Source organism: Mesorhizobium helmanticense (genome assembly GCF_003034915.1).
Lineage (GTDB): Bacteria > Pseudomonadota > Alphaproteobacteria > Rhizobiales > Rhizobiaceae > Mesorhizobium > Mesorhizobium helmanticense.
Genome location: NZ_PZJX01000041.1, coordinates 57,501 through 80,206 on the forward strand (window position 1 = coordinate 57,501; position 22,706 = coordinate 80,206).

Genomic DNA, 22,706 nt, shown 5'->3' on the forward strand with positions numbered 1-22,706 from the left:
TTACGCTTTTGGCTTCGGGGCCTGTTGAGTGTCGCTCACGCGGCTCTCTTGAATTTCGCAGAGGGCAGATTTAGAAGCGAACTTCTTCGTCGCCAGCGGCGCGCCGCCCTCGTTGGTGAGGCGTATATAGTCGGGGGCCGTCCAAAGTGTCAACACCGATTTCGAACTTTTTTGAATTTTTTGCGACGAATTTTTCGGCGCCGATTTTCAATAGCCGACTGCCGCTGCGGCAGGGGTAGCGAAGCGGGGGATGACAAGTCCGGTCTTCCCGGTCGAGCCCTATTGCCGCCGCATTGCGGTTAGACACCAAGCCAACGAAAGAAGGCATGCGTCCCACCGGCGAAATGCCGCCTGGAAGGGCCTTGTATAAGAGACCAAAAGAGGGCCTCCCATAAGAGACTATAAGAGAGCCGCCGAGAGAGACGTATGATTGGGGATTTCGACCGGCGCCAGGCGCTTCGTTGACTTCGCCCGCCGTGACAGGCAAATGTCATGGCCATAAAAGACGACAAGCCGTTCCGCCCCGGGGAAGAAGCAGCCTTTCTGGATGCCAGATACGGAAGACGTTATAGCCGAACTTGGCAACGAGCCGCCGCTGATCGCGGATGGCCGCAGCGGCCCGCCCGACCGGCGCGAGGTTTCGGCGCGCTGGCTGTCGGGCACTTTTCTGACCGGCGTGACTTCCAGTGTGTTGATGGGCGTGGCGCTGTTTGCAGCCCTCGACGGGCGCCAGCAATTGGCGACTCCACCCGAGATCGCCGAGCTGATCAGCCTTGCCAGCGGCGACGATTCCGGCGAGGCCGCCAAGACGGCGCGGCTGGTGGCACTGCGCCAGATCGCCAAGGCCAAGGACCGCCGGCGCATGGAAGTGTCGATGGTCACCAAGGTCGGCGACCGCGATGTCATTCACACCATGCCTTTCGTGCAGATCAAGATGACGCTTGCCGGGCAAACGACCAGCCGCTCCTATCCGCCTTTCGACCCGATGCAGGTATTTGGCAACGACGGCGACGATGATGCCCAGCCGGCAACAGCTTCCGCCGTTCCTAGCCAGATCTATGGCGCCAAGGTCGAAAGCGAGATGAGCCTGAAGACGATCGATTTCCCGATCGAGACGGCGGCTTTCGACGAAAGGAGCGACTTGTCCGCCGACGAGGTGGAGAAAGTGGTGCGCGAGGCCGGCACTGGTCTCAGCGACGGCGCCGTGCAGGTCGCGTCGCTGCACTATGTCGACCCGCAGCGATTCGGTGAAGCCTTTGCCGAATCGATGGCCGGCTCCTACGACGTCAAGATCGTGCCGGAAAACGTCTCGGTGGCGCCGCGCGCCATTGCCGATGATCAGACGCCGGCTTTTGCCGAGGAAATCATTCCCTTCACCAAGGACCGCGACATAGCGGAAGCCTTGGCTGATTCGGGCTATACGGGCGACGACGCCACCGGCATGGCCGAAGCGATCGCCAAATTGCTGAACGCCCCGGCGCTCAAGGCCGGAACCGTATTGCGCGTCGGGCTTGAAGTCCGTGGCGACACCGCCAAGGTCGTCCGCACCAGCGTCTACGACAGGACCCAGCATATCGTCACTATCGCGCTCGACGACCGCGGCCAGTATGTGCCGGCGCAGGAGCCGGAGCCCAATCCCGAACTTTTGACCGCCTTCGATGATTCGCCGCCGGTGGTGGTGCGCGGCAATCTGCCGAACATCTATGACGGCATCTACCGTGCCGCCTATTCCTACGGCATGTCCAAGGCGATGACCAAGCGGCTGATCAAGCTGCTTGCGTCCGGTGTCGATTTCCAGTCGCGGCTCAGCCCGTCGGATCGCATCGAGGTGCTGTTCTCGCAGCCGGACGGCGACGACCAGGCGTCGGACGAGTCCGAACTGCTCTACGTCTCGGCGACCTTCGGCGGGACGACACGCAATTTCTACCGCTTCCAGATGCAGGACGGCAGCACCGACTATTTCGACGAGGACGGCTCGAGCGCCCAGCAGTTCCTGTTGCGCAATCCCCTGCCCGCAGGAAAATTCCGCTCCGGCTTCGGCGCCCGCAGGCACCCGATCCTCGGCTATGTGCGCATGCACACCGGCGTCGATTGGGCGGCCCCCATCGGCACGCCGATCATTGCCGCCGGCAACGGCGTGATCGAGAAGGCCGGCTGGGCCGGCGGCTACGGCAAGCAGATCATCATCCGCCACGCCAATGGCTACGAGACCTCCTACAATCACCAGAGCGCTTTCGCCAAGGGCATCGAACCGGGCGTGCGTGTCCGCCAGGGCCAGACCATCGGCTATCTCGGCCAGACCGGCCTCTCCACAGGCCCGCATCTCCACTACGAACTGATCGTCAACGGCACCAAGGTCGACCCTATGCGCGTTCGCCTGCCGGTCGGCAAGGTGCTGAAGGGCGACGATCTCGTCGCCTTCAAGCGCGAGCGCGAACGCATCGACGACCTGCTCAAGCAGGAAGACAGCAATTCGCTGAAGGTCGCGAGCGCCAAGATCGAAGGTTAGACCTTCCTCAGAATCAATCCCGAATGACCGTGCTGAGCATCAGGTCTGCGGGTTTTCCGCGCGGCGCGACCAAGGCAGTGCCTGCCCGGAAATCGTCGTCCAGGCAATGATCGCGGCAAGCAGGCAAAGCAGCGCGGTTGCAATGGAGACGGCCGCGAAGGCCGCGTCGCTGGCGGCAAGCCTGGCTGCATCCAGTTCAGGCGCCAGCCCGGCCGATGCCGGTTCGCCAAAACCCGGAATGCCGGATCCGACGTTGGTGTCCAGCATCGTCGAATAGACCCAGGCCGCGAGCGAGCCCATCGCCGCCACCGCGATCAGGCCGCCAATGCGGGAAACCGCATTGTTGATGCCCGAGGCGGCGCCCGTGTCCTTGTCCTCGACGGCGGTCATGATCGCGGTCGACAGTGGCGACACGACCAGCGCCATGCCGAGCCCCATCACCGCCATCAGCGGAAACGTCCCGGTCCAGAAATTGTGGATGCCGGCATGGGCGAGCAGAGCGAGGCCGGCAAAGGCGAAAGCCACGACCAGACTGCCGCTGGCGATCGGAAAACGCGGCCCGATCCGGTCGGACCACTCGCCGACCGGCCCCGACAGCAGCGCGATCGAGGCCGACAGCGGCAGGAAGATGAAGCCGACCTCCGCCGTGCTCAGCCCCCATCCGGCAATCAACAGCATCGGCAGGTAGAACAGGTTGGCCGACAGCGCGAAATAGAGGAAGAAGGTCGCGACGTTGGCGCCGGCGAACGCCCGGATGCGAAACAGCGAGAGGTCGATCATCGGCTCGCGCTGCCGGAGCTCGAAGAAGATAAAAACGACAAGCAGCACCGCGCCGATGACAATAGCCGGTCCCGACATATGCCCGCCGCCCTCGGCGCTCATCGCGGTCAGGCCGTAGGCAAGCGCTCCGAACGCCAATGTGGCGAGCGCGGCGCCGCCGAGATCGAGGCTTCGCTTGTCTGCCGGCGCGTCGGCCGGAACCTTGGCCAGCAAAAGGTAGATCGAGAGAAGGCCGAGCGGCAGGTTGATCGCGAAGATCGCCCGCCAGATGCCGTCGCCGAAGGCTGACAGGACAAAGCCGCCCAGCACCGGGCCAAGCGCCGTCGTCAGCGCAGAAGCCGCCGCCCAGATGCCGATGGCCCTGCCGCGCTCCTTCTTCGGATAGGCCTTGGCGATGATGGCCAGGCTGCCCGGCACCATGATGGCGGCGCCGATGCCCTGGATGGCCCGAAACGCGATGAGCACCCCGGGATTAGGCGCCACCGCGCAGGCAAGCGAGGCTACAATGAACAGCGCGATGCCTGCGACGAAGGCATGGCGCAGGCCGAAACGGTCGCCGGCCGCACCTCCGATAAGGATCAGCGCCGAGAGTGTCAGGGCATAGGCATTGGAAATCCACTGCGCTTCGGCCAGGCTTGCGCCGAGATCGACGCGGATCGCCGGCGTGGCGATGGCCAGGATCGAACCGTCGATGAAACCGAGCGCGGAAGCCAGGATCGCCGCGATCAGCACGAACCTGCGCCGCGATTGCGGGCAGAACGCATCGGCCGGAAGAGAGCCGGTCAGGGGCGTGGCGGCGGCTTCGCTTGGAGATTTCATGGGGCCTGCTTAGACCTCCGATGCATCGTCAACAACCGGCCAGCAGGTTACAGTCGTTGAAACCAGACGGGGGCCCGGTACGCAGGACAGCTTGGGCTGATCGGCGGACGAAGGTCGGGGATAGCAGATCCGCTCCTGCACCGGATCGTCGGCCGATCCGAGCGGCTGCGTTCAGTCGACGAATTCCACCGTGACGCCGGGCGACACGATCCTGGCCAGTTCGCGCGCGTCCCAATTGGTCAGTCGCACGCAGCCATGGCTTTCGGTCTTGCCGATCTTGGACGGATCGGGCGTGCCGTGGATGCCGTAGGTCGGCTTGTCCAAGGCGATCCAGACCGAGCCGACCGGTCCGTTCGGGCCAGGCGGAATGGTCAGCACCTTGTCGTTTTCGCCCTGCTTGAAATTGATGTTGGGATTGTAGGTGTAGTTGGGATCGAGCGCGACCCGCGACACCGCATGCGTGCCGGAGGGCGACGGCGTGTCCGACGAACCGATGGTGGCCGGATAGGCAGCGACCAGCTTGCCCGACGCGTCATAGGCGAAGACCTCTTTCTTGCCCTTGTCGGCGATGATGCGCGCCACCGGCTTTGCCACCAGCTTGCCGAAATTCGCGACCTTGATGATCGTGCCGGGCCGGTTGAAATTGGCGTCCGGATTGAGCGCTTTCAGATAGTTCTCGTCCATGTGAAACCGCTCGGCGATCGCCTCGGTGACGGAGGTATAGCCCATGCGGTCGAGCTGCGCTTTCTGGCTGTAGTCCTCCGGTATCGATGCGACATAGGGGCCGGCCGCATCCTCCGGTGTGATCGTGTAGGAGGCGAAGGCATCGCCGCCCGATTGCGCAAGGGCTGCCTGGATGCCGACCGCATCGGTCGAACGCAGATTGCCGCCGGTGATCTCATTGTAGGCGGCGAGCGCCTTGTCGACATTCGAGCCGAAGCGCCCGTCGATGACGCCAGGTGAAGCGCCGGCGCGGTCGAGCAGCACCTGTAGCCCGGCGATATCCTGGCGTGCGCCGAGCGAGAGCGATGGGTCGACCGTGGTTTTGCCACCGGTCTTCGGCGGCAGCGCCGCCTGCTCGGCCGGTGCGGCCGGCTCGACCGGTTCGATCGAGGCTTCATCGAGCGGCTGGCGCTCGATGGTGCGCGGCTTTGCCGGCTGCGGCGCTTCCGGGTAAGTGTTGCCGTAGCCGCCGTCGTCCTGTGGCGCTTCCGGAAAGGCCTCCACCGAATTGTCGCCGTAGGGATCGTATCCGTCGGCCGGTGGCTCGATGATGCGGCCCTGCTCGTCCAGCTGCCTGCGGCGAGCGCGCGCTGTATCCTGCGGGTCGCCGAGATAATCGTCGTCATTCTCGACCGGCCCGAGATTGCGCCAGCGCTCGCGGCGCAGCGCACGGCGGTCATACCTGGTCTGCGGCGGCTGGATGGCGATGACCTTGCCGGTTTCGGCATCGACGAGGACACGGTTTCCCCTGGCGTCGTAATAGACGTCGACATTGCCGTTCTGGGCCACAAGAATGCCGCCGGAATCACTCGCGCGAACAGGTCGCGGCGCGGTATCCGCCATTGGCGAGCCCATCGCATTCGACACCAGCAGCCCGATGGCAAGCGCCGAAAGGGTGAATATCCCGCGAAACATGATGGTCAAACTCTCCGGTCCCAAATGCCGCCGCCCTGCATTGCCTTTTTAGTGCGCCGCGCGTCGTTTCGGACGCGCAAAGGACGCTCTAACACTTTAGATCTCCGCATCGTGCGTTCCGAAAATCGAATTCGATTTTCGGGCAAATGCGGCAGGCGAACCCCTTCGCCAGCAAATCAGTTGCCACGATAAGGATCCAACATGAACCGGGCATGAAGATGGCGGATTTCTGGCAGGCTGGAGCAACATGCGTTAGCTTCCAGCGAACCCCAATTCCCGCCGCGCCTGTTTCGTCAGTTTCAGCACGACAAGGCGGTGGCTTTCGCGCAAATAGTCCTTCAGTGCGTCGTCATCCATGCTCTCGCCCGTCTGGCGCTGGATCCATTTCATGCCGCGCGAGGCAAGATAGGGCGCGGGCCGAAGGCCAGGCTGTTCCTTCAGTATGTCATAGGCGATTTCGGAGCATTTGAAGGTGACGAAGGGCTGCTTGCCCTCGTCCCAGCCGGCGATGGCAAACACCTTGGCGCCGACCTTCCAGACATGGGCGCCGCCCCACTGGACGACATGGGTCGTCGCAGGCAGCGAAGCGCAAAAGCCGTTGTAGTCGTCCAGCGTCACCCGCGCCCTTTCAAATGCATGTCGCGCAAAAGGCCCTCGGGGGTTGAACCGGCGCGCGCAGCGGTTTTGCGACAACGACTTGCATAAAACAAGGGCGCCGCGCGTCCTTCCGAACGCGCGGCGCCCCTGGCACTTTTCCTGAAAAGCCGCCTGAACTCAGGCCGCCGCCTCGGTCGCCACGACCGCCGGCTTCGAGCGGAAGTTCAGCCGGTCGGAACCGGCGGTGACCTTGACGGTCGAGCCGTCGAGGATCTCGCCGAGCAGGATCTTCTCCGCCAGCGGATCCTGCAGTTCCTTCTGCATCACCCGCTTCAGCGGCCGCGCGCCATAGGCCGGGTCGTAGCCCTTGGCCGCCAGCCAGTCGATCGCCTCCTGATCCAGCGACAGCGCGATCTTGCGGTCGACGAGCAGGCTTTCCAGCCGCTTGAGCTGGATCTCGACGATGCGGCCCATATCCTGCCGGCGCAGCCGGTGGAACAGGATCACCTCGTCGACGCGGTTGAGGAATTCAGGCCGGAATGATGCCCGCACCACGCCCATCACCTCGTCGCGCACCTGATCGACGTCCTGGTCCTCGCCGAGATTGACCAGATATTCGGCGCCGAGGTTCGACGTCATGATGATCAAAGTGTTGCGGAAGTCGACCGTGCGGCCTTGCCCGTCGCTCAGGCGGCCGTCGTCGAGCACCTGCAGCAGCACGTTGAAGACATCGGGATGCGCTTTTTCGATCTCGTCGAACAGCACGACCTGATAGGGCCGGCGCCGCACCGCTTCGGTCAGCGCGCCGCCTTCCTCGTAGCCGACATAGCCGGGAGGCGCGCCGATCAATCGGGCGACCGAGTGCTTCTCCATGAACTCCGACATGTCGATGCGCACCATCGCGCTTTCGTCGTCGAACAGGAAGCTGGCCAGCGCCTTGGTCAGTTCGGTCTTGCCGACGCCGGTCGGGCCGAGGAACATGAACGAGCCGATCGGCCGGTTCGGATCCTGCAGGCCGGCACGGGCGCGGCGGACGGCTTTCGACACCGCTTGCACCGCCTCGCCCTGGCCGACAACGCGCTTGCCGATCTCGTCTTCCATGCGCAACAGCTTGTCGCGCTCGCCTTGCAGCATCTTGTCGACCGGAATGCCAGTCCAGCGCGACACGATATGGGCGACATGGTCGGGCGTGACCACCTCCTCGACCATGCCGACCTTGCCATCCTGGGCTTCGGCTTCCTTCAGCTTCTTTTCCAGTTCCGGGATCTTGCCATAGGCGAGCTCGCCGGCGCGCTGGAATTCACCCTTGCGCTGGGCAATGGCGAGCTCGTTGCGCGCCTCGTCGAGCTGCTTCTTGAGGTCGGCGGCAAGCCCGAGCTTCTGCTTCTCCGCCTGCCACTTCGAGGTGATCTCGGTCGACTCTTCTTCCAGATTGGCGAGTTCCTTCTCAAGGCGGGCAAGCCGGTCCTTCGACGCCTCGTCTTTCTCGACCTTCAGCGCCTCGCGCTCGATCTTGAGCTGCATGATGCGGCGATCGATCTCGTCCAGTGCCTCCGGCTTCGAATCGACCTGCATCCGAAGCCGCGACGCGGCCTCGTCGACGAGGTCGATCGCCTTGTCCGGCAGGAACCGGTCGGCGATATAGCGGTTGGACAACGTCGCCGCGGCGACCAGGGCCGAATCCGAGATGCGCACCTTATGGTGCTGCTCGTATTTCTCCTTCAGGCCACGCAGGATCGAGACGGTGTCTTCGACCGTGGGCTCGTCGACGAAGACCGGCTGGAAGCGGCGGGCAAGGGCTGCGTCCTTCTCGACATGCTTCCTGTATTCGTCGAGCGTGGTCGCGCCGACGCAGTGAAGCTCGCCGCGCGCCAGCGCCGGCTTCAAAAGGTTCGACGCATCCATCGCGCCATCGGCCTTGCCGGCGCCGACCAGCGTGTGCATCTCGTCGATGAACAGGATGATGCCGCCGGCCGCGGCGGTCACCTCGTTGAGCACCGCCTTCAGCCGCTCCTCGAACTCGCCGCGATATTTGGCGCCGGCAATCAGCGCGCCCATGTCGAGCGCCATCAACTGCTTGTCCTTCAGCGATTCCGGCACGTCGCCATTGACGATGCGCAGCGCCAGCCCTTCGGCGATTGCCGTCTTGCCGACGCCGGGTTCACCGATCAGCACCGGATTGTTCTTGGTGCGTCGCGACAGCACCTGGATGGTGCGGCGGATCTCGTCGTCGCGGCCGATGACCGGATCGAGTTTGCCGGCCCGGGCATCCGCGGTCAGGTCGCGCGCATATTTCTTCAGCGCGTCATAACCCTGTTCGGCGCTCGCCGAATCGGCTGTGCGGCCCTTGCGGACATCGTTGATCACCTGGTTCAGCGCCTGCGCGGTCACCCCGGCCTTGGCCAGGATGTCGGCGGTCTTGGCGGATTTCTCGACCGCCAACGCGGTCAGCAGCCGCTCGACCGTGACGAAGCTGTCGCCAGCCTTCTTGGCCAGTTCCTCGGCCGTCGAAAACACCTTCGCCAGCGGCTGCGCCAGATAAAGCTGGCCATTGCCACCTTCCACCTTGGGCATCGCTTCGAGGGCGGATTCGACACCGAGCTTGACGTCGCGAACGCTGCCGCCGGCACGCTCGATCAGCGAGGCGGCCAAGCCCTCCTCGTCGTCGACGAGCACTTTCAGGATATGTTCGGGGGTAAATTGCTGGTGGCTGCGCGAGAGCGCCATGGTCTGCGCGGACTGGATAAAGCCGCGCACACGCTCGGAATATTTCTCAAGGTTCATATCTGTCTCCTTCCATCACCGGCCCGCTTTGCGGCGCCGGATCAGATTGCGGTGACGGACCCGCCCATTCGAGCCGGATCCTGTTCACGCGAGATATGGTGCATAGGCCGTGGTCTCTCAAGACGCCTTGATATCGGTCAATGCATAATATTCCACTGGGGCGAAAACAAAAACGGCGGAGATTTCTCTCCGCCGCCTGGGGTAAGGATGCTCTAACTTGGCTTGGCTCTAACCCGGCTTTAAACCCCGGTTGGAAAAGTCTGTCTATCGGTTGTCGACGTCGGCAACGACAGCTTCGCCACCACCTTCAACCGGCACTGCCACTTCGCCGGGACCGGCATTGTCGCTAACGCTATCTGTCTGGTTTGCATTTGCCTGATCTACCCCCTGGGCGGCATCGGCACGCGGACGCCGCGGGCGCCTGGGACGGCGCGCAGCGCCATTTTCGCTCGCGGCCTCGTTCATCTCGGCCTGTGCGGCGAGAGCGGCCGGCGAAAAATTGCTAAACTGCGGCGCGGGTTCGGCGGCAACAACGGGCTCGGCCTGGGGCACAAAACCAGTTTCGGCCTGGGGCGCCAAACCGGTTTCAGCCTGGGAAACGGCTTCCGCCTGCACCGGCGCCTCGTTGCGCCGGTTCTGATCGCCGCGCTGGCCGCCCTGCTCGCCGCGCGAACCATACTCGCCGCGCTGGCCGTTCTGGCCGTAACCGCCATTGGGGCGACGGTCGCGATGGCGACCGCCATTGTTATCGCGGCCACCATTGTCGCGGCCCCCGTTGTCGCGGCCATTGTCACGATTGTCGCGGCCGTTTTCCTGGTTGAACGCCAACTCGGCCGGCATGCCCTCGATGACCGGCTGCGGGCCGGCGCCATGGCTGGCCGCTGGAACCGAAGCCTCGCCGGCATTGGTGCCGGCATTGTCGAACTCGTCGCGATCTTCATCGCCATCTTCGTCGAAATCGTCGCGGTTCTGCTGCGCGTTCTGGATCGGCATCTGCGCCTGCGCGGCTGCAATGATGCGATTGTAGTGCTCGGCGTGCTGGAGATAGTTTTCCGCCATCACCCGGTCGCCGGAGCTGTGCGCGTCACGGGCAAGGGTTGCGTATTTTTCGGCGATCTGCTGAGCCGATCCGCGGATCTTCACGTCCGGGCCGTTGCTCTCGTAGTTGCGCGTCAGGGGATTTGGGCCCTTGCGGTTGTTGTTATTGTTGTTGCCGCCGCCGCCGCTGTTGCGACCGCGCATGCGCCTGTTCTGCTGTTGTGGCCTCATTCGACTCTCTTCATTTTGAAATTTTCGAACAACTCTTCACGAACGGAGGCGCTCATGCAGCCAGCCGTTTCGTTTCTTCACCGGCGTTCGCCCGCATCGATTGCGTTGGCGCCACGTGTCATCCTGTTCCGGTTACATCACTTGCCGGACGATTCCCGCACGAAGCTTGGGCGTCGTTTGCGCAAGAAGGCAGCTATTTCCAAGGAAAACCGAATCGCTAAGAGCACTGCCTGCTTCGTCTCATCCGGTTAAGGCGACCCTAGCCGCATTCCCCGGCATTGCCAAGCGGTTTTTTCGCACTGCATCACGGCTTTGTCTGTTCCTCGATCAGAACCTGTGTTCAAAGACCAGAACCCTGTCATTTCCGCCCAGATCGCCAGACACCGCAGTCCGCCCATAGCCGGCTGTAGAAAAAATGTCCGTGACCTCGTCGCGCTGCGTATGGCCGATCTCGACCGCTATTATGCCCTTGAGGTCCAAAAAACCTGCCGCCTCGGCGGCAATGATCCTGTAGGGGCTCAGACCGTCAGCGCCGCCATCCAGGGCTTTGCGCGGATCGAAATCGCGGACTTCGTCCTGCAGATTTTCAATGTCTTGCGTCGGTATATAGGGAGGGTTTGCGGCAATTACATGGTACCGGCCCGAAACTTTTTCGAACCAGTCGGATTGAAGCGATTTGAACCTGCCGGCCAGCCCCAGATCCCCGGCGTTGCGCAAGGCGGTCGTCAACGCGTCCTGGGAAATATCGACGCCGGTGGCAACCGCGCCAGGAACGGCATCGAGCAGCGCCAGTGCGATGGCGCCGGTGCCGGTTCCAAGATCGAGGATGCGGCATTCGCCTTGCCGCTCCGCTGTCGCTTTCACGAAGGGCAGTACCGCTTCGACCAGCGTTTCGGTGTCGGGTCGCGGCTCCAGCGTTTCCGGCGACAGCGACAGGCGCAAGCCGTGGAATTCGCGGTAGCCGAGGATGCGATGCACCGGCTCGCCGGAGATGCGCCGCCTCAGGGCCGCATCGATGGCGGCGACCGCGTCAGGGCCGACCTTGCGCTCGGGATCGGCGATGGCCTGCGTGCGGGTCGTGGCGGAAAAATGTTCGACAATCAGCCTGGCGTCCAGGGCCGGATCATTCACGCCGGCTTCTGTCAGGCGTTGCCGCGCCGCCCGCAACAACGGCCCAAGTGCATCAGGCAAAGTGTCAGCCATCGACGCCCATGTCGGCGAGCAGCTTCGACTGATGATCGGCGATCAGCGCGTCGACGATCTCGTCGAGTTCGCCCATCATCACCCGGTCGAGCTTGTAGAGCGTCAGATTGATGCGATGGTCGGTGACCCGGCCTTGCGGGAAATTATAGGTGCGGATGCGCTCCGAGCGGTCGCCCGAGCCGACCTGCGATTTTCGCGACTCGGAGCGCTCCTCGTCGGCCTTGCCGCGCTCCAGGTCGTAGAGCCGCGCACGCAGGATCTGCATCGCCTTCGCCCGGTTCTGATGCTGCGACTTCTCCGCCTGCACCACCATGATGCCGGTCGGCAGATGGGTGATACGGACCGCCGAATCGGTGGTGTTGACGTGCTGGCCGCCAGAGCCCGAGGCACGCATCGTATCGATGCGGATGTCTTCCGCCCGGATCTCGATGTCGACCTCTTCCGCCTCCGGCAGCACCGCGACCGTCGCCGCCGAGGTATGGATGCGCCCGCCGGCCTCGGTCTCCGGCACGCGCTGCACGCGATGCACGCCGGATTCGAACTTCAGATGGGCAAAGACCCCCTTGCCCGACACGGTGGCGATGATCTCCTTGTAGCCACCAACCTCGCCCTCGCTGGCCGAGGCCGTCTCGAAACGCCAGCCGCGGGACGCTGCGTAGCGCTCATACATGCGAAACAAGTCGCCAGCGAACAGCGCCGCCTCGTCGCCGCCGGTGCCGGCGCGGATTTCGAGGATGGCATTCTTGTCGTCGGCGGCGTCCTTGGGCAGAAGCAGGATCTGGATATCCTTCTGCAGCGCCTCGATGCGTTCCTCGACCCCCGGCAGGTCGGCCTCCGCCAGGGCCCGCATCTCGGCATCGGTGCCCTTGTCGGCAAGCATTGCCTCCAGATCGGCCTGCTCTCGCTCGGCGGCGCGCAGCGCCCTGATCTTTGCCACCATCTCCTGGATGTCGGCATATTCCGAGGCCATCCGGACATAGGCGTCCGCCGCCGGCCCGGCCGACATCTGCGCTTCGAGCATATCGAAACGCTTGACGACTTGATCCATACGGTCGCGGGGCAGGTTGATCATGGTGGGTACTACTACAATGGGATCGAACGGTCGTCGGCAAAGGCTTGCAGCAATGCCCGCATCGGCAGCCCCTGCGCCGGCGCCATCAGATTGTCTGCGAAGAATGCCTGCAATTCGTCCAGCGGCAGTTCCGTCAGCATCGCCTTGACCGGTCCGATCGAGGCCGGCGACATCGAGATCGAGCGGTAGCCCAGGCCGATCAGCGCCATCGCGGATATGGGTTTTCCGGCGAGTTCACCGCACAGCGTCACCGGCGTGTGGTTGCGCACGCCGGCATCGGCGATCTGCTTCAAGACGCGCAGGAACGGCGTCGACAGCGTATCGAAGCGATCGGAGAGCTGCGTGTTGCCGCGATCGACCGCCATCACGAACTGGAACAAATCGTTCGAGCCGACCGAGACGAAATCGACCGCCTTCATCAGCTCGTCGAGCTGGAACAGCAGCGACGGTACTTCGAGCATGGCCCCAAGCTTCAGGCTGGTCGGCAGATGATGGGCAAAACGCGACAGATGCCGCACCTCGCGATCGATGATCTCGCGCGCCTGGGCGATCTCGCCAAGCTCCGTCACCATCGGCAGCATCAGCTTCAGTTCACGTCCGCCGCTGGCCTTCAGAAGCGCACGAATCTGCGTCCTGAGCAGGCCCGGCCGGTCGAGCGTCAGCCGGATGGCGCGCCAGCCGAGCGCCGGGTTCTCTTCCTGGATCGCGCCCTTGAAGTAGGGCAGCACCTTGTCGCCGCCAATATCGATGGTGCGGAAGGTGACCGGCTTGCCGCGCGCCGCGTCGAGCACGTCGCGATAGAGCTTTTCCTGCGCCTCGGCGCGGGGAAAGGTCGAGGCAACCATGAATTGCAGCTCGGTGCGGAACAGGCCGATGCCGGCCGCGCCCGCCTCGGCGAGCTGCGGCAGGTCGACGGCCAGGCCCGCATTCATCAAGAGATCGACCTGGACACCATCCTTGGTCACCGACGGCTTCTTGCGCAGCTCGCGGTAAACCTCCTGCCGCCGCGCCCTGAAGCGGACCTTTTCGGCATAGGCGGCTTCGAGATCGGGCTGCGGGCGAAGATGGATGATGCCCTCCTCGCCGTCGACGATGATGGCGTCGCCATTTTCCGCCATGGAAACGGCGCCCTTCATCTGGCCGGCGACCGGTATGCCCATGGCGCGCGCCACGATGACGACGTGGCTGGTCGCAGCCCCATCCTCCAGCACCACGCCGCGCAGCTTGTCCCTGGGGTAGTCGAGCAGCTCGGCGGCCCCCATCGAGCGGGCGACGATGATGGCGTCCTTCGGCAGCGAGGCCGCGACATCCTCCGGTCCGCGCCCCATCAGCTGGCGCAGCAGCCGGTTGGCGAGATCGTCGAAATCGCTCATCCGCTCGCGCAGATACGGATCGGTCATGTGCATCATGCGGGCGCGCATGTCACTCTGCACCTTTTCGACCGCCGCTTCCGCGGTCAGGCCGTTGCGGATCGCCTCTTCGAGCCGCCGCACCCAGCCGCTGTCGTTGGCGAACATGCGATAGGCTTCGAGCACCTGGCGATGCTCGCCCTCGAAGGCGACATCGCGGCGTTCCAGCATGTCGTCGATGGAGAGCCTGAGCGAACCAAGCGATGCGTCGAGCCGCCTGACCTCCTCCTCGCTGTCCTCGTTAAACAGATTGGTGACGACGATGCGCGGCTCGTGCAGCACGACATGGCCAAGCCCGACGCCCTCGTTGAAGGACAGGCCGTTGAAGCTCACCGGGCGGCGCAGGTCGAGTTCGAGCCCGGGCCGGGTCAACCGCGCCAGATCGCCGGTGGCGATCATCTCGGCGATCACCATCGCCGTGGTTTCCAGCGCTTCGACCTCGTCGTCGCGGTAGTGGCGCATGGTCTTGTTCTGGACCACCAGCACGCCGAGCGTGCGCCCTGCCCTCAGCACCGGCACGCCGAGGAAGGAATTGTAGATCTCTTCCCCCGTCTCCGGCAGATAGGCGAAGGCGGGATGCTCCTGCGCGTTGGAAAGGTTGAGTGGCCGCGCCGAGGCCGCGATGGTGCCGACCAGGCCTTGTCCCAGCCTTAGCTGCGCTAGGTGGACGGCGTTGGGGTTCAGACCCTCGGTGGCATAGAGTTCGAGCACCGAATCGGCGCGCAGCACATAGAGCGAGCACACTTCGGCGACCATGTTGGAGGCGATGTCGCGCACGATGCGGTCGAGCCGCTCCTGCGGCTCCAGCGGCTCTTGCATGAGCTCGCGGAGCCGTTTCAGCAAAACGCGCGGGCCACTGGCCGTATCACGCATCGCGGCTTCTTCTCCAATGGCATGTCAGCCGGCGCAGTTTCCCCTGCGGCCGGCGCTCACGCAAAAACTGACTCAAAGTCTTGCTACTGCTTATCCAGACCGTAGACGGAATGCAAAGTGCGAACCGCAAGTTCCGTATAGGGACCGTCGATCAATATCGAAATCTTGATCTCGGAAGTGGTGATGGCACGGATGTTGATCGCCTTGTCGGCCAGCGCCTTGAAGGCGGTGGCGGCGACGCCGGCATGGCTCCTCATGCCGATGCCGATGACCGAGACCTTCGACATGCCGGCTTCAGATTGCACGACGTCATAGCCGATCGTCGCCTTCAAGCGCTCGAGCACGGCAAGCGCCTTGTCGACATCGCCGGACGGCACGGTGAAGGTCATGTCGGTGAACTTGCCGTCCTCGGAGATATTCTGGACGATCATGTCGACATTGATGTTGGCCTCGGCCAGCGGCCCAAAAATGCCAGCGGCCACGCCTGGCCGGTCGCCGACCCGGCGCAGCGAAATCTGCGCTTCGTCCTTGGCGTAGGCAATTCCGGTGACGACCTGCTGTTCCACGATCTCTTCCTCGTCGCAAATGAGCGTTCCGGGCGGATTGAGCAAATCCCCCATTCCGGGCGCGTCGGGGTCGTCGAACGACGACCGCACGAAAGTACGCACCCTGTGCACCATGGCAAGCTCGACCGAGCGCACCTGCAGCACTTTGGCGCCGAGCGAAGCCATTTCAAGCATTTCCTCGAAGGAAATCTTGGCCAGCCGCCGCGCCTTCGGCTCGATGCGCGGATCGGTGGTGTAGACCCCGTCGACATCGGTGTAGATGTCGCAGCGGTCGGCCTTGACCGCCGCCGCGATGGCGACGGCGCTGGTGTCCGAACCGCCGCGGCCGAGCGTGGCGATGCGATTGTCCGGCCCGATGCCCTGGAATCCGGCGACCACCGCCACCTGGCCCTCGCCGAAGCGCTTGATCAAAAATGCGCCGTCGATGTCGAGAATGCGCGCCGCGCCATGCGCATTGTCGGTCTTGATCGGGATCTGCCAGCCCTGCCAGGACCGCGCATGCACCCCCATGTTCTGCAGCGCGATCGCCAAAAGGCCGGCGGTAACCTGCTCGCCGGAGGCGACGACGGCATCATATTCGCGGGCATCGTGCATGGGCGAGGCCTCGCGCGTCCATTGCACGAGCTCGTTGGTCTTGCCGGCCATCGCCGAGACGACCACCGCGACCTCATGGCCGGCATCGACCTCGCGTTTGACATGGCGCGCTACATTGCGGATGCGGGCGATGTCGGCGACGGAGGTCCCGCCGAATTTCATCACGATGCGCGCCATGGAAGCGAAATGCCTTTGACTGGATGCCGGACCGAAGGCCGAAAGCGGAAAGAATGCGTCCGGTTGGCCGGCCGTTGAATGCGCGGCCTCCTTAGCCAAATGATCAAGCTTTCGCAAGGCTGGCGGCGTTTTGCCGCCTGCAGGCCGTTGGCATATTGCGTTCCGCCACGCCGCCCCTTACCAAATGCTGCCCTCTGGGGAAATTCCTTTTGGTTCGGTCCGGCAAATGATCGCTCGTCTTCGGCGTGCCATGCGATGGCAATCGCTCCCGCTTTTCCTGGGCTTTGCGTTGCTGGCGCTGATCGTCGGCGCGCGCGCGGTGCTCGTCGAGGGCCAAAGAGCCAATCGCGAAGCCGCGCGTGAGGCAATCGAGTATCAGGAATTGTTTTCCGGCCTGCTTTCGCTGGCGCAGGACGCAGAGATTGGCCAGCGCGGTTATCTGCTGACCGGCGAGAAATCCTACCTCGAACCCTATCGGCGGGCGCTCGACTCAATTCCTGGGCAACTTGCCCGCATCGACAGCATGACAGTCCCAGACGATCAAATCGTCCAGCAGATCAATCATATCAAGGACGCGCTTTCACAAAAACAGGCTGAACTGGCCGAGACGATCGCGCTCTATGATCAAGGTGATGCGACGAAGGCGCTGGAACTGGTCCGTAGTGGCCAAGGCAAGGCAGCCATGGATCAGATTCGGACCAGCATGGACACGATCCGGCGTATTGGCGGCGCCGCCATCAGCGCGCGCGACGCTCATACCGACCAGGTCGAGGCGTGGCTGCGTCTTGGCTCGCTGGGGGCGCTACTGGCGATCTTTCTCTTCGGCGCCTACACGATCCGTCTGTCCCGCCGCCGCTTCCGCGAAGTCGCTGTCGCTCAGGAGGAGCTGATGCGCAAGAACATCGCGCTCGGCAATGAGATCCAGACGCGCGAGAAAGCCGAATCTCAGATCCGCCAGATGCAGAAGATGGAGGCCATCGGTCAGCTGACAGGCGGTATCGCTCATGATTTCAACAACATGCTGGCAGTCATCATCAGTGCGATGAACCTCGCCCAGCGCAAGCTGGCGCGCGACGAACACGACATTCAAAAGTTGATCGAAGCCGCGACCGACGCAGCGAGCCGGGCTGCCAATCTGACTTCCCGGCTGCTTGCCTTCTCGCGCCAACAGCCACTGGCGCCACAGATCGTCGATGCCAACCGTCTGGTGACGGGAATGTCGGACCTGCTTCGGCGGGCGCTCGGCGAAACCATCCGCATCGAAACCGTGCTGGCGGGAGGCTTGTGGAAGACCCATGCCGATCCGAGTCAGATCGAGAACGCTATTCTCAACCTGGCTGTCAACGCACGCGACGCCATGGACGAGGATGGCAAGCTGACCATCGAGACCGCCAACAGCCATCTCGATGATACCTACGCCGCCACCCATGCTGAGGTCGCAGCCGGCCAGTATGTGATGGTCGCGGTCAGCGATACCGGTTCGGGTATGACGCCTGACGTGATGGCCAAGGCTTTCGAGCCCTTCTTCACCACCAAGCCGGTCAACAAGGGCACCGGCCTGGGACTCAGCCAGGTATTCGGCTTCGTCAAACAGTCGGGCGGCCACGTCAAGATCTATTCCGAGCCCGGCGAGGGCACCACCATCAAGATCTACCTGCCACGGTTCTTCGGTCCGGAGGAGGCTGCCACGCCAGCCGGGCGTAGCGGGAGCCTTGCCGCTCCAGTCACCGAAACCATCCTCGTCGTCGAGGACGACGCCCGGGTACGCGCTTCCACCACGGATGCCATGCGTGAGCTTGGCTACACCGTCATCCACGCCGCGAGCGGCCAGGAGGCGCTACAGAAGTTGGCGGAAACCCCGGCTGTCGCCCTGCTTTTCACTGATATCATCATGCCAACAATGAATGGCCGCAAGCTCGCCGAGGAAGCGCTCGCACGCATGCCTCAACTGAAGGTGATCTTCACCACAGGCTTCACCAGGAATGCGGTGGTCCACAACGGCGTGATCGACCATGATGTGCACTTCCTGGCCAAGCCGTTCACGATAGATCAACTGGGAGCAAAACTGCGCGAGGTGCTCGACAAGGAGTAGTCGGCCACTTTGTCAGCAGCGAAAAATGCTTCCTTGACATTCGCTGTCTCACGCCCGACTTCCTAGCGCACCAGGGCGCGATCAGCAAAAGTGGTATCCGGTTTTGCATCCGATTGCGCTCTGAACTTTTTCAGTCTGCGGGAGACGACGCCATGCCAGAGCCCCGACGATCGACGATCGATGCCGGAGAAGTGGAACGCTTTTCCGCTCTTGCCGCCGAATGGTGGAACCCGAACGGCAAGTTCCGCCCGCTGCACAAGTTCAATCCGATCCGGCTTGCCTATATCCGCGACCAGGTGGCGGCGCGCTTCGGCCGCGACCCGCGCGCGGCGAGGCCGTTCGAAGGCCTGCGCTTCCTCGACATCGGCTGCGGCGGCGGGCTTTTGTGCGAGCCGATGGCGCGGCTTGGCGCCGAAGTGGTCGGCGCCGACGCATCCGCCACCAACATCGAAGTGGCCAGGCTGCATGCGGCGGAGGTCGGCGTGACGGTGGATTATCGCGCCACGACGGCGGAGGACCTGGCCGACGCCGGCGAGAAATTCGACGTCATCCTCAACATGGAAGTGGTCGAGCATGTCGCCGATATCGACCTGTTCGTGGCCAAATGCGGCGAGATGGTCAAGCCGGGCGGCATCATGTTCGTCGCCACCATCAACCGCACGCTGAAGGCGCTGGGCCTGGCCATCATCGGCGCCGAATATGTGCTGCGCTGGCTGCCGCGCGGCACGCACCAGTTCGGCAAGCTGGTGCGTCCCGAAGAGCTCGAAAAGGCGCTCGCCGGCGCCGGGCTTGCCATCATCGACCGCACCGGCGTCGTCTACCATCCGCTAGCCGACCGCTGGCAGCGGTCGAAGGACATGGACGTCAACTACATGGTGCTGGCGGAGAAGGCACCCGTCTGAACCTTCTCACGCCGCCTGGCTTTGCGCCTTCGTGGTGGTCTGGCTTTGCGCTTTCGTGGTGATGAACACGCCGACAACGATGATGGCCGCGCCCGCCCAGGTCAGCAATTGGTAGTGCTCGCCGAAAAAGATCGTGCCGGCAAGCAAACCGACCGCCGCCGCGACATAGCCGATCTGGCTGAGATAGACCGGGCCGCCGACTGCCTGCAGCCGGAAGAACACCGCGAACATCGTCGCCGCCGAAGCCATCTGCGCGACGGTCACCAGCGGCACCCCGCCGAGCGAGCCGAAGGCACCGGCGCCCAGCAAGGCCAGGATGCCGGCAAGCAACATCACCGCCGACGCCAGATGGCTGCCGGCGGCGAGCGCGATCGGGCCGGTGCCTTCGGGCCAGTCGACCGTGCGGTAGATGTTGCCGACGGCTAGGCTGACCGGAATGAGCAGCCCGACCGCCACCCAGAAGAACTCGGCCGGACGGCCAGCCTCGCCACGCGTCGTCGCCACCATCACCGCGCCGACGAAGCCGACGGCGATGCCGGTCACACCAAGCAGATTGGGGCGCCTGACGCCGAGCAGGATCGAGAACACCAGCGTGATGACAGGCGAGAGCGTGAACATGATGCCGGTATAGCCGGCGCCAAGGTGCGGAATGGCGGAAAACATCAGGAGATTGGGGATAGCGTAGGATACCGCCGCGGTGACGAAGAAATAGCGCAGCCTGTGCGGGCTGAGCCGGATGCGCTCTCCGTTGAGCAGCAAGGCGCCTAACAGCACGCCGCCGGCGCCGAACGAGATGACGAAAGCCCAGACCACCGCCGGAACGCCCGCAGCCGTCGCCAGCTTGCCGAACGGCAGGGTCAGGCCGAGCAGCCCGCCGGTGACGACCAGAAGGCCGAGCGCCGAATCCCAGAGAAATTTCATTATGTTTCCTCGATCGCGGCGAGGTGACCAGCAAAAGCAACCGGGCGAATGAACCAGTTCGGGAAAATTGGCTGACTCAGTTGCGGTCGTCTGGGAAGCTTGGGATCGGCATGAACTCGACGCCGTCCTCGACAAGGCTTTTTGCCTCCTCAAGCGTCGCCTCGCCGTAGATGCCGCGCGGGTCGCTCTCGCCGAAATGGATCTTGCGCGCTTCCTCGGCGAACTTGTCGCCGACATAGTCGGCATTCTCGCGCACTTTCTCGGCCATCGCCTTCAATTGCGCCAGCGCCTGCTTCTGCGCCTCGCCCATGGCAAGCGCGATCTTTTCCTGTTTGCGCCCGGTCGAGACGGCCGGCGCCATCAACGCCTTTTCCACCTTGTGCGAGCCACAGGCGGGGCAATCGACGAAGCCCCGCTTCTTCTGGGCGTCGAAATCGTCGTTGCTGCGGAACCAGGCTTCGAATTCGTGGTCGTGATCGCAGATCAAGGAAAAGCGGATCAAGACGCCGCACCCCTGAGAGGCAGTGCGTCGGCCGAACCGTCGTTGACGGCAAAATCGCGCGCGTTTTTCAGGTTCGGGATCTTCTTGCGCGCCGCAAACGACTGCGCCGGATCGATCTCGGCGACGATCACCGCCGGCTCGTCATGCGCCGCCTCGGCGACGATGCGGCCCCAGGGATCGACGATCAGCGAGTGGCCATAGGTCTCGCGGCCGTCCTCGTGCAGTCCGCCCTGCGCGGCGGCCACGACATAGGCGCCGTTTTCGATGGCGCGTGCCCTGAGCAACACGTGCCAGTGCGCCTCGCCGGTTTGCCGGGTGAAGGCAGCGGGTACGGAAAGCAGATCGGCGCCGGCCAGCGCCTCGGCGCGGAAAAGTTGCGGAAAGCGCAGATCGTAGCAGACGGCGAAGCCCAGCCTCGCACCGTCGATCCCAACGCCGCTGATCCCGGTGACGACGGCCTCTGTGCCAGGCTCATAGGCGGCGGATTCGCGCCAGCTCTCGCCATTGTCGAGATCGACGTCGAACATGTGGATCTTGTCATAGGTGGCAAGCGTGGCGCCATCCGGACCGAACAAAAGCGCGCGGTTGGCGAGCTTGCCGTCGGCGCGCAGGATGGCGGTCGAGCCGATATGCAGGAAAATGCCAAGTTCTTTCGCCAGCTTTCGTGCGGTCGCGACGATGATATCCTTGTCCTCGGAGGTGAAGGAGGTGGCTCTTGCCTCTTTGTCGCGGACCAGCGCACCGGTCATTTCCGGGGTCTGGATATAGGCCGCGCCCTGGCTTGCCGCTTTGCGCACCAGCCGCTCCAGATCGACCGCATTGCGCTCGGGACTGGTGCCCGAACGCATCTGGATCGCCGCAGCCTTGAAAGCCCCCATGGTCATGTCCTCAAATTCGCCGAAGCGTTGGCGAGAAGTTTGTCCAGCCGGCCCTGCGCCTCCAGCTCGTGAAGATCGTCACAGCCGCCGACATGCGTGTCGCCAATGAAAATCTGCGGAAAGGTCGAGCGGCCGCGCGCGCGGGAAATCATTTCCTGGCGCAGCTCCGGCGAGAAGGATGCGTCATGTTCGGTATAGGCAACGCCCTTGCGCTCGAGCAGCCGCTTGGCCGCGCTGCAATAGCCGCACATCATCCGAGTGTAGATCGTCACATCGACCATCTGTCAGCAATCCTGCCTTTCCCTCAAACCTATATAGTCGCGGACTCGTCCGCCCGAAAGTCCCCCGGCAGCACGCGCGCGAAGGTCAGCACGTCGACCGCCCCGGCCCCGCCCTTCTTCAACGCCTTGGCGACCGCGCGGACGGTGGCGCCGGTGGTATAGACGTCGTCGATCAAAAGCACCCGGCGGCCGGCGATCTCGATTTCCGCCTCGCCGGGCACTCTGAATGCCGCACGCACATTCTCTTCGCGCTCGTGCCGCTCCAGCCCGACCTGCTGGCGGGTGAGCTTGACACGGCGGATTGCCGAGGGCGCGAAAGGCAGGCCGCCAAGCTGCGACACCGCCCTTGCGAGCTCCGCCGACTGGTTGAACTGGCGCCTGAAAAAGCGCCGCCAATGCAGCGGCACCGGTACGACCACATCGGCCTCCGCAATCAATTCGGCGCCGGCGCGCAGCATCCAGCGCGCCATCCATGGCGCCAGATCGGTGCGATCCTGGTATTTCAACCCTTGCACCATCTGGCGGGCGACACCCGAATAGGCCACTGCCGCCCGCGCCCGCTCGAACGGCGGCGGGTCGGCAATCGCCTCGGCGGACAAGAAGCCATCGCCCATGTGATGGGTGAAGGGCGTACCCATCACCGGGCACCAGGGCCGCTCCAGAAGCCTGAGTTTCGGCCAGCAGGCGCCGCACAGCACGCCGGGTTGCGAGACATGGCGGCGGCAGCCGGCGCAACCCGGCGGAAACAGGATGCGCGCCGGCCAGCCCAATGCCTTTCGAGCTATACCCTTGATCTCAATATGCTTGATCTCTGGCATAGGATCGGCCACGTGGTTGGTC

At 63.8% G+C, this 22,706-nt stretch carries 17 protein-coding genes; 3 read left to right on the forward strand and 14 right to left on the reverse strand.

The window, feature by feature from the left end:
• The first annotated feature begins 547 nt into the window (after positions 1 to 547).
• Positions 548 to 2,509, forward strand: a complete 1,962-nt coding sequence (locus tag C9427_RS22620; protein WP_107651311.1) for a M23 family metallopeptidase — start codon at positions 548 to 550, stop codon at positions 2,507 to 2,509.
• Between the two features lie 39 nt (positions 2,510 to 2,548).
• On the opposite strand, the gene C9427_RS22625 is transcribed toward C9427_RS22620, so the two are convergent.
• From C9427_RS22625 to C9427_RS22665, 9 genes are all read right to left on the reverse strand, one after another.
• The gene (locus tag C9427_RS22625; protein WP_107651312.1) at positions 2,549 to 4,108 is read right to left on the reverse strand and encodes an MFS transporter; all 1,560 of its coding nucleotides are present in this window, start codon (positions 4,106 to 4,108) and stop codon (positions 2,549 to 2,551) included.
• 171 nt (positions 4,109 to 4,279) lie between these two features.
• Positions 4,280 to 5,746: a L,D-transpeptidase family protein gene (locus C9427_RS22630; protein ID WP_107651313.1), complete on the reverse strand. Its 1,467-nt coding sequence runs from the start codon at positions 5,744 to 5,746 to the stop codon at positions 4,280 to 4,282.
• Between the two features lie 252 nt (positions 5,747 to 5,998).
• Positions 5,999 to 6,364: an MmcQ/YjbR family DNA-binding protein gene (locus C9427_RS22635; protein ID WP_107651314.1), complete on the reverse strand. Its 366-nt coding sequence runs from the start codon at positions 6,362 to 6,364 to the stop codon at positions 5,999 to 6,001.
• Between the two features lie 156 nt (positions 6,365 to 6,520).
• Positions 6,521 to 9,127 (reverse strand): ATP-dependent chaperone ClpB, encoded by a 2,607-nt coding sequence (gene clpB, locus C9427_RS22640; protein ID WP_107651315.1) that lies wholly within the window; start codon positions 9,125 to 9,127, stop codon positions 6,521 to 6,523.
• Positions 9,128 to 9,391: 264 nt separating this feature from the next.
• Positions 9,392 to 10,396 carry a DUF4167 domain-containing protein gene (locus C9427_RS22645; RefSeq protein ID WP_107651316.1) on the reverse strand — a complete coding sequence of 335 codons (1,005 nt, stop codon included), beginning with the start codon at positions 10,394 to 10,396 and terminating at the stop codon, positions 9,392 to 9,394.
• Positions 10,397 to 10,723: 327 nt separating this feature from the next.
• Complete coding sequence (gene prmC, locus C9427_RS22650) at positions 10,724 to 11,599, reverse strand: peptide chain release factor N(5)-glutamine methyltransferase (protein ID WP_107651317.1); 876 nt, start codon at positions 11,597 to 11,599, stop codon at positions 10,724 to 10,726.
• Entirely contained in the window at positions 11,592 to 12,671 is a 1,080-nt protein-coding gene (gene prfA, locus C9427_RS22655) for a peptide chain release factor 1 (RefSeq protein ID WP_107651318.1), read from the reverse strand. The genes prmC and prfA overlap by 8 nt, the downstream gene beginning before the upstream one ends.
• An 11-nt stretch (positions 12,672 to 12,682) precedes the next feature.
• Positions 12,683 to 14,953, reverse strand: a complete 2,271-nt coding sequence (gene ptsP, locus C9427_RS22660; RefSeq protein ID WP_107651319.1) for a phosphoenolpyruvate--protein phosphotransferase — start codon at positions 14,951 to 14,953, stop codon at positions 12,683 to 12,685.
• Positions 14,954 to 15,036: 83 nt separating this feature from the next.
• The gene (locus tag C9427_RS22665) at positions 15,037 to 16,290 is read right to left on the reverse strand and encodes an aspartate kinase (RefSeq protein WP_095486022.1); all 1,254 of its coding nucleotides are present in this window, start codon (positions 16,288 to 16,290) and stop codon (positions 15,037 to 15,039) included.
• 250 nt (positions 16,291 to 16,540) lie between these two features.
• Between C9427_RS22665 and C9427_RS22670 the strand changes: the two genes are divergently transcribed.
• Positions 16,541 to 18,382, forward strand: coding sequence for a CHASE3 domain-containing protein (locus C9427_RS22670; protein ID WP_107651340.1), 1,842 nt, complete (start codon positions 16,541 to 16,543; stop codon positions 18,380 to 18,382).
• A gap of 152 nt (positions 18,383 to 18,534) precedes the next feature.
• Positions 18,535 to 19,284, forward strand: coding sequence for a bifunctional 2-polyprenyl-6-hydroxyphenol methylase/3-demethylubiquinol 3-O-methyltransferase UbiG (ubiG, locus tag C9427_RS22675; RefSeq protein WP_107651320.1), 750 nt, complete (start codon positions 18,535 to 18,537; stop codon positions 19,282 to 19,284).
• A 6-nt stretch (positions 19,285 to 19,290) separates the two neighbouring features.
• On the opposite strand, the gene C9427_RS22680 is transcribed toward ubiG, so the two are convergent.
• The 5 genes from C9427_RS22680 to C9427_RS22700 form a co-directional block, all read right to left on the reverse strand.
• A complete protein-coding gene (locus tag C9427_RS22680; protein WP_107651321.1) occupies positions 19,291 to 20,205 on the reverse strand; it encodes a DMT family transporter in 915 nt (304 codons plus the stop codon).
• A 76-nt stretch (positions 20,206 to 20,281) separates the two neighbouring features.
• A complete protein-coding gene (locus C9427_RS22685) occupies positions 20,282 to 20,707 on the reverse strand; it encodes a DUF1178 family protein (RefSeq protein WP_107651322.1) in 426 nt (141 codons plus the stop codon).
• Entirely contained in the window at positions 20,704 to 21,585 is an 882-nt protein-coding gene (locus C9427_RS22690; protein ID WP_107651323.1) for a carbon-nitrogen hydrolase family protein, read from the reverse strand. Before C9427_RS22690 ends, C9427_RS22685 begins: the two co-directional genes overlap by 4 nt.
• Positions 21,586 to 21,587: 2 nt before the next feature.
• On the reverse strand, positions 21,588 to 21,866 hold the full coding sequence (grxC, locus tag C9427_RS22695; protein ID WP_107651324.1) for a glutaredoxin 3: 279 nt from the start codon (positions 21,864 to 21,866) through the stop codon (positions 21,588 to 21,590).
• Positions 21,867 to 21,895: 29 nt separating this feature from the next.
• The gene (locus C9427_RS22700) at positions 21,896 to 22,696 is read right to left on the reverse strand and encodes a ComF family protein (RefSeq protein ID WP_107651341.1); all 801 of its coding nucleotides are present in this window, start codon (positions 22,694 to 22,696) and stop codon (positions 21,896 to 21,898) included.
• Positions 22,697 to 22,706: the final 10 nt, after the last annotated feature.

Bases quoted from the DNA above. Each gene is read 5' to 3' on its own strand.
- C9427_RS22645 (WP_107651316.1), bottom strand. From the start codon at position 10,396: ATGAGGCCACAACAGCAGAACAGGCGCATGCGCGGTCGCAACAGCGGC.
- grxC (WP_107651324.1), bottom strand. From the start codon at position 21,866: ATGGTCGATGTGACGATCTACACTCGGATGATGTGCGGCTATTGCAGC.
- C9427_RS22690 (WP_107651323.1), bottom strand. From the start codon at position 21,585: ATGGGGGCTTTCAAGGCTGCGGCGATCCAGATGCGTTCGGGCACCAGT.
- prmC (WP_107651317.1), bottom strand. From the start codon at position 11,599: ATGGCTGACACTTTGCCTGATGCACTTGGGCCGTTGTTGCGGGCGGCG.
- C9427_RS22665 (WP_095486022.1), bottom strand. From the start codon at position 16,290: ATGGCGCGCATCGTGATGAAATTCGGCGGGACCTCCGTCGCCGACATC.
- C9427_RS22630 (WP_107651313.1), bottom strand. From the start codon at position 5,746: ATGTTTCGCGGGATATTCACCCTTTCGGCGCTTGCCATCGGGCTGCTG.
- ptsP (WP_107651319.1), bottom strand. From the start codon at position 14,953: ATGCGTGATACGGCCAGTGGCCCGCGCGTTTTGCTGAAACGGCTCCGC.
- C9427_RS22680 (WP_107651321.1), bottom strand. From the start codon at position 20,205: ATGAAATTTCTCTGGGATTCGGCGCTCGGCCTTCTGGTCGTCACCGGC.
- C9427_RS22670 (WP_107651340.1), top strand. From the start codon at position 16,541: ATGCGATGGCAATCGCTCCCGCTTTTCCTGGGCTTTGCGTTGCTGGCG.
- C9427_RS22620 (WP_107651311.1), top strand. From the start codon at position 548: ATGCCAGATACGGAAGACGTTATAGCCGAACTTGGCAACGAGCCGCCG.
- clpB (WP_107651315.1), bottom strand. From the start codon at position 9,127: ATGAACCTTGAGAAATATTCCGAGCGTGTGCGCGGCTTTATCCAGTCC.
- ubiG (WP_107651320.1), top strand. From the start codon at position 18,535: ATGCCAGAGCCCCGACGATCGACGATCGATGCCGGAGAAGTGGAACGC.
- C9427_RS22625 (WP_107651312.1), bottom strand. From the start codon at position 4,108: ATGAAATCTCCAAGCGAAGCCGCCGCCACGCCCCTGACCGGCTCTCTT.
- prfA (WP_107651318.1), bottom strand. From the start codon at position 12,671: ATGATCAACCTGCCCCGCGACCGTATGGATCAAGTCGTCAAGCGTTTC.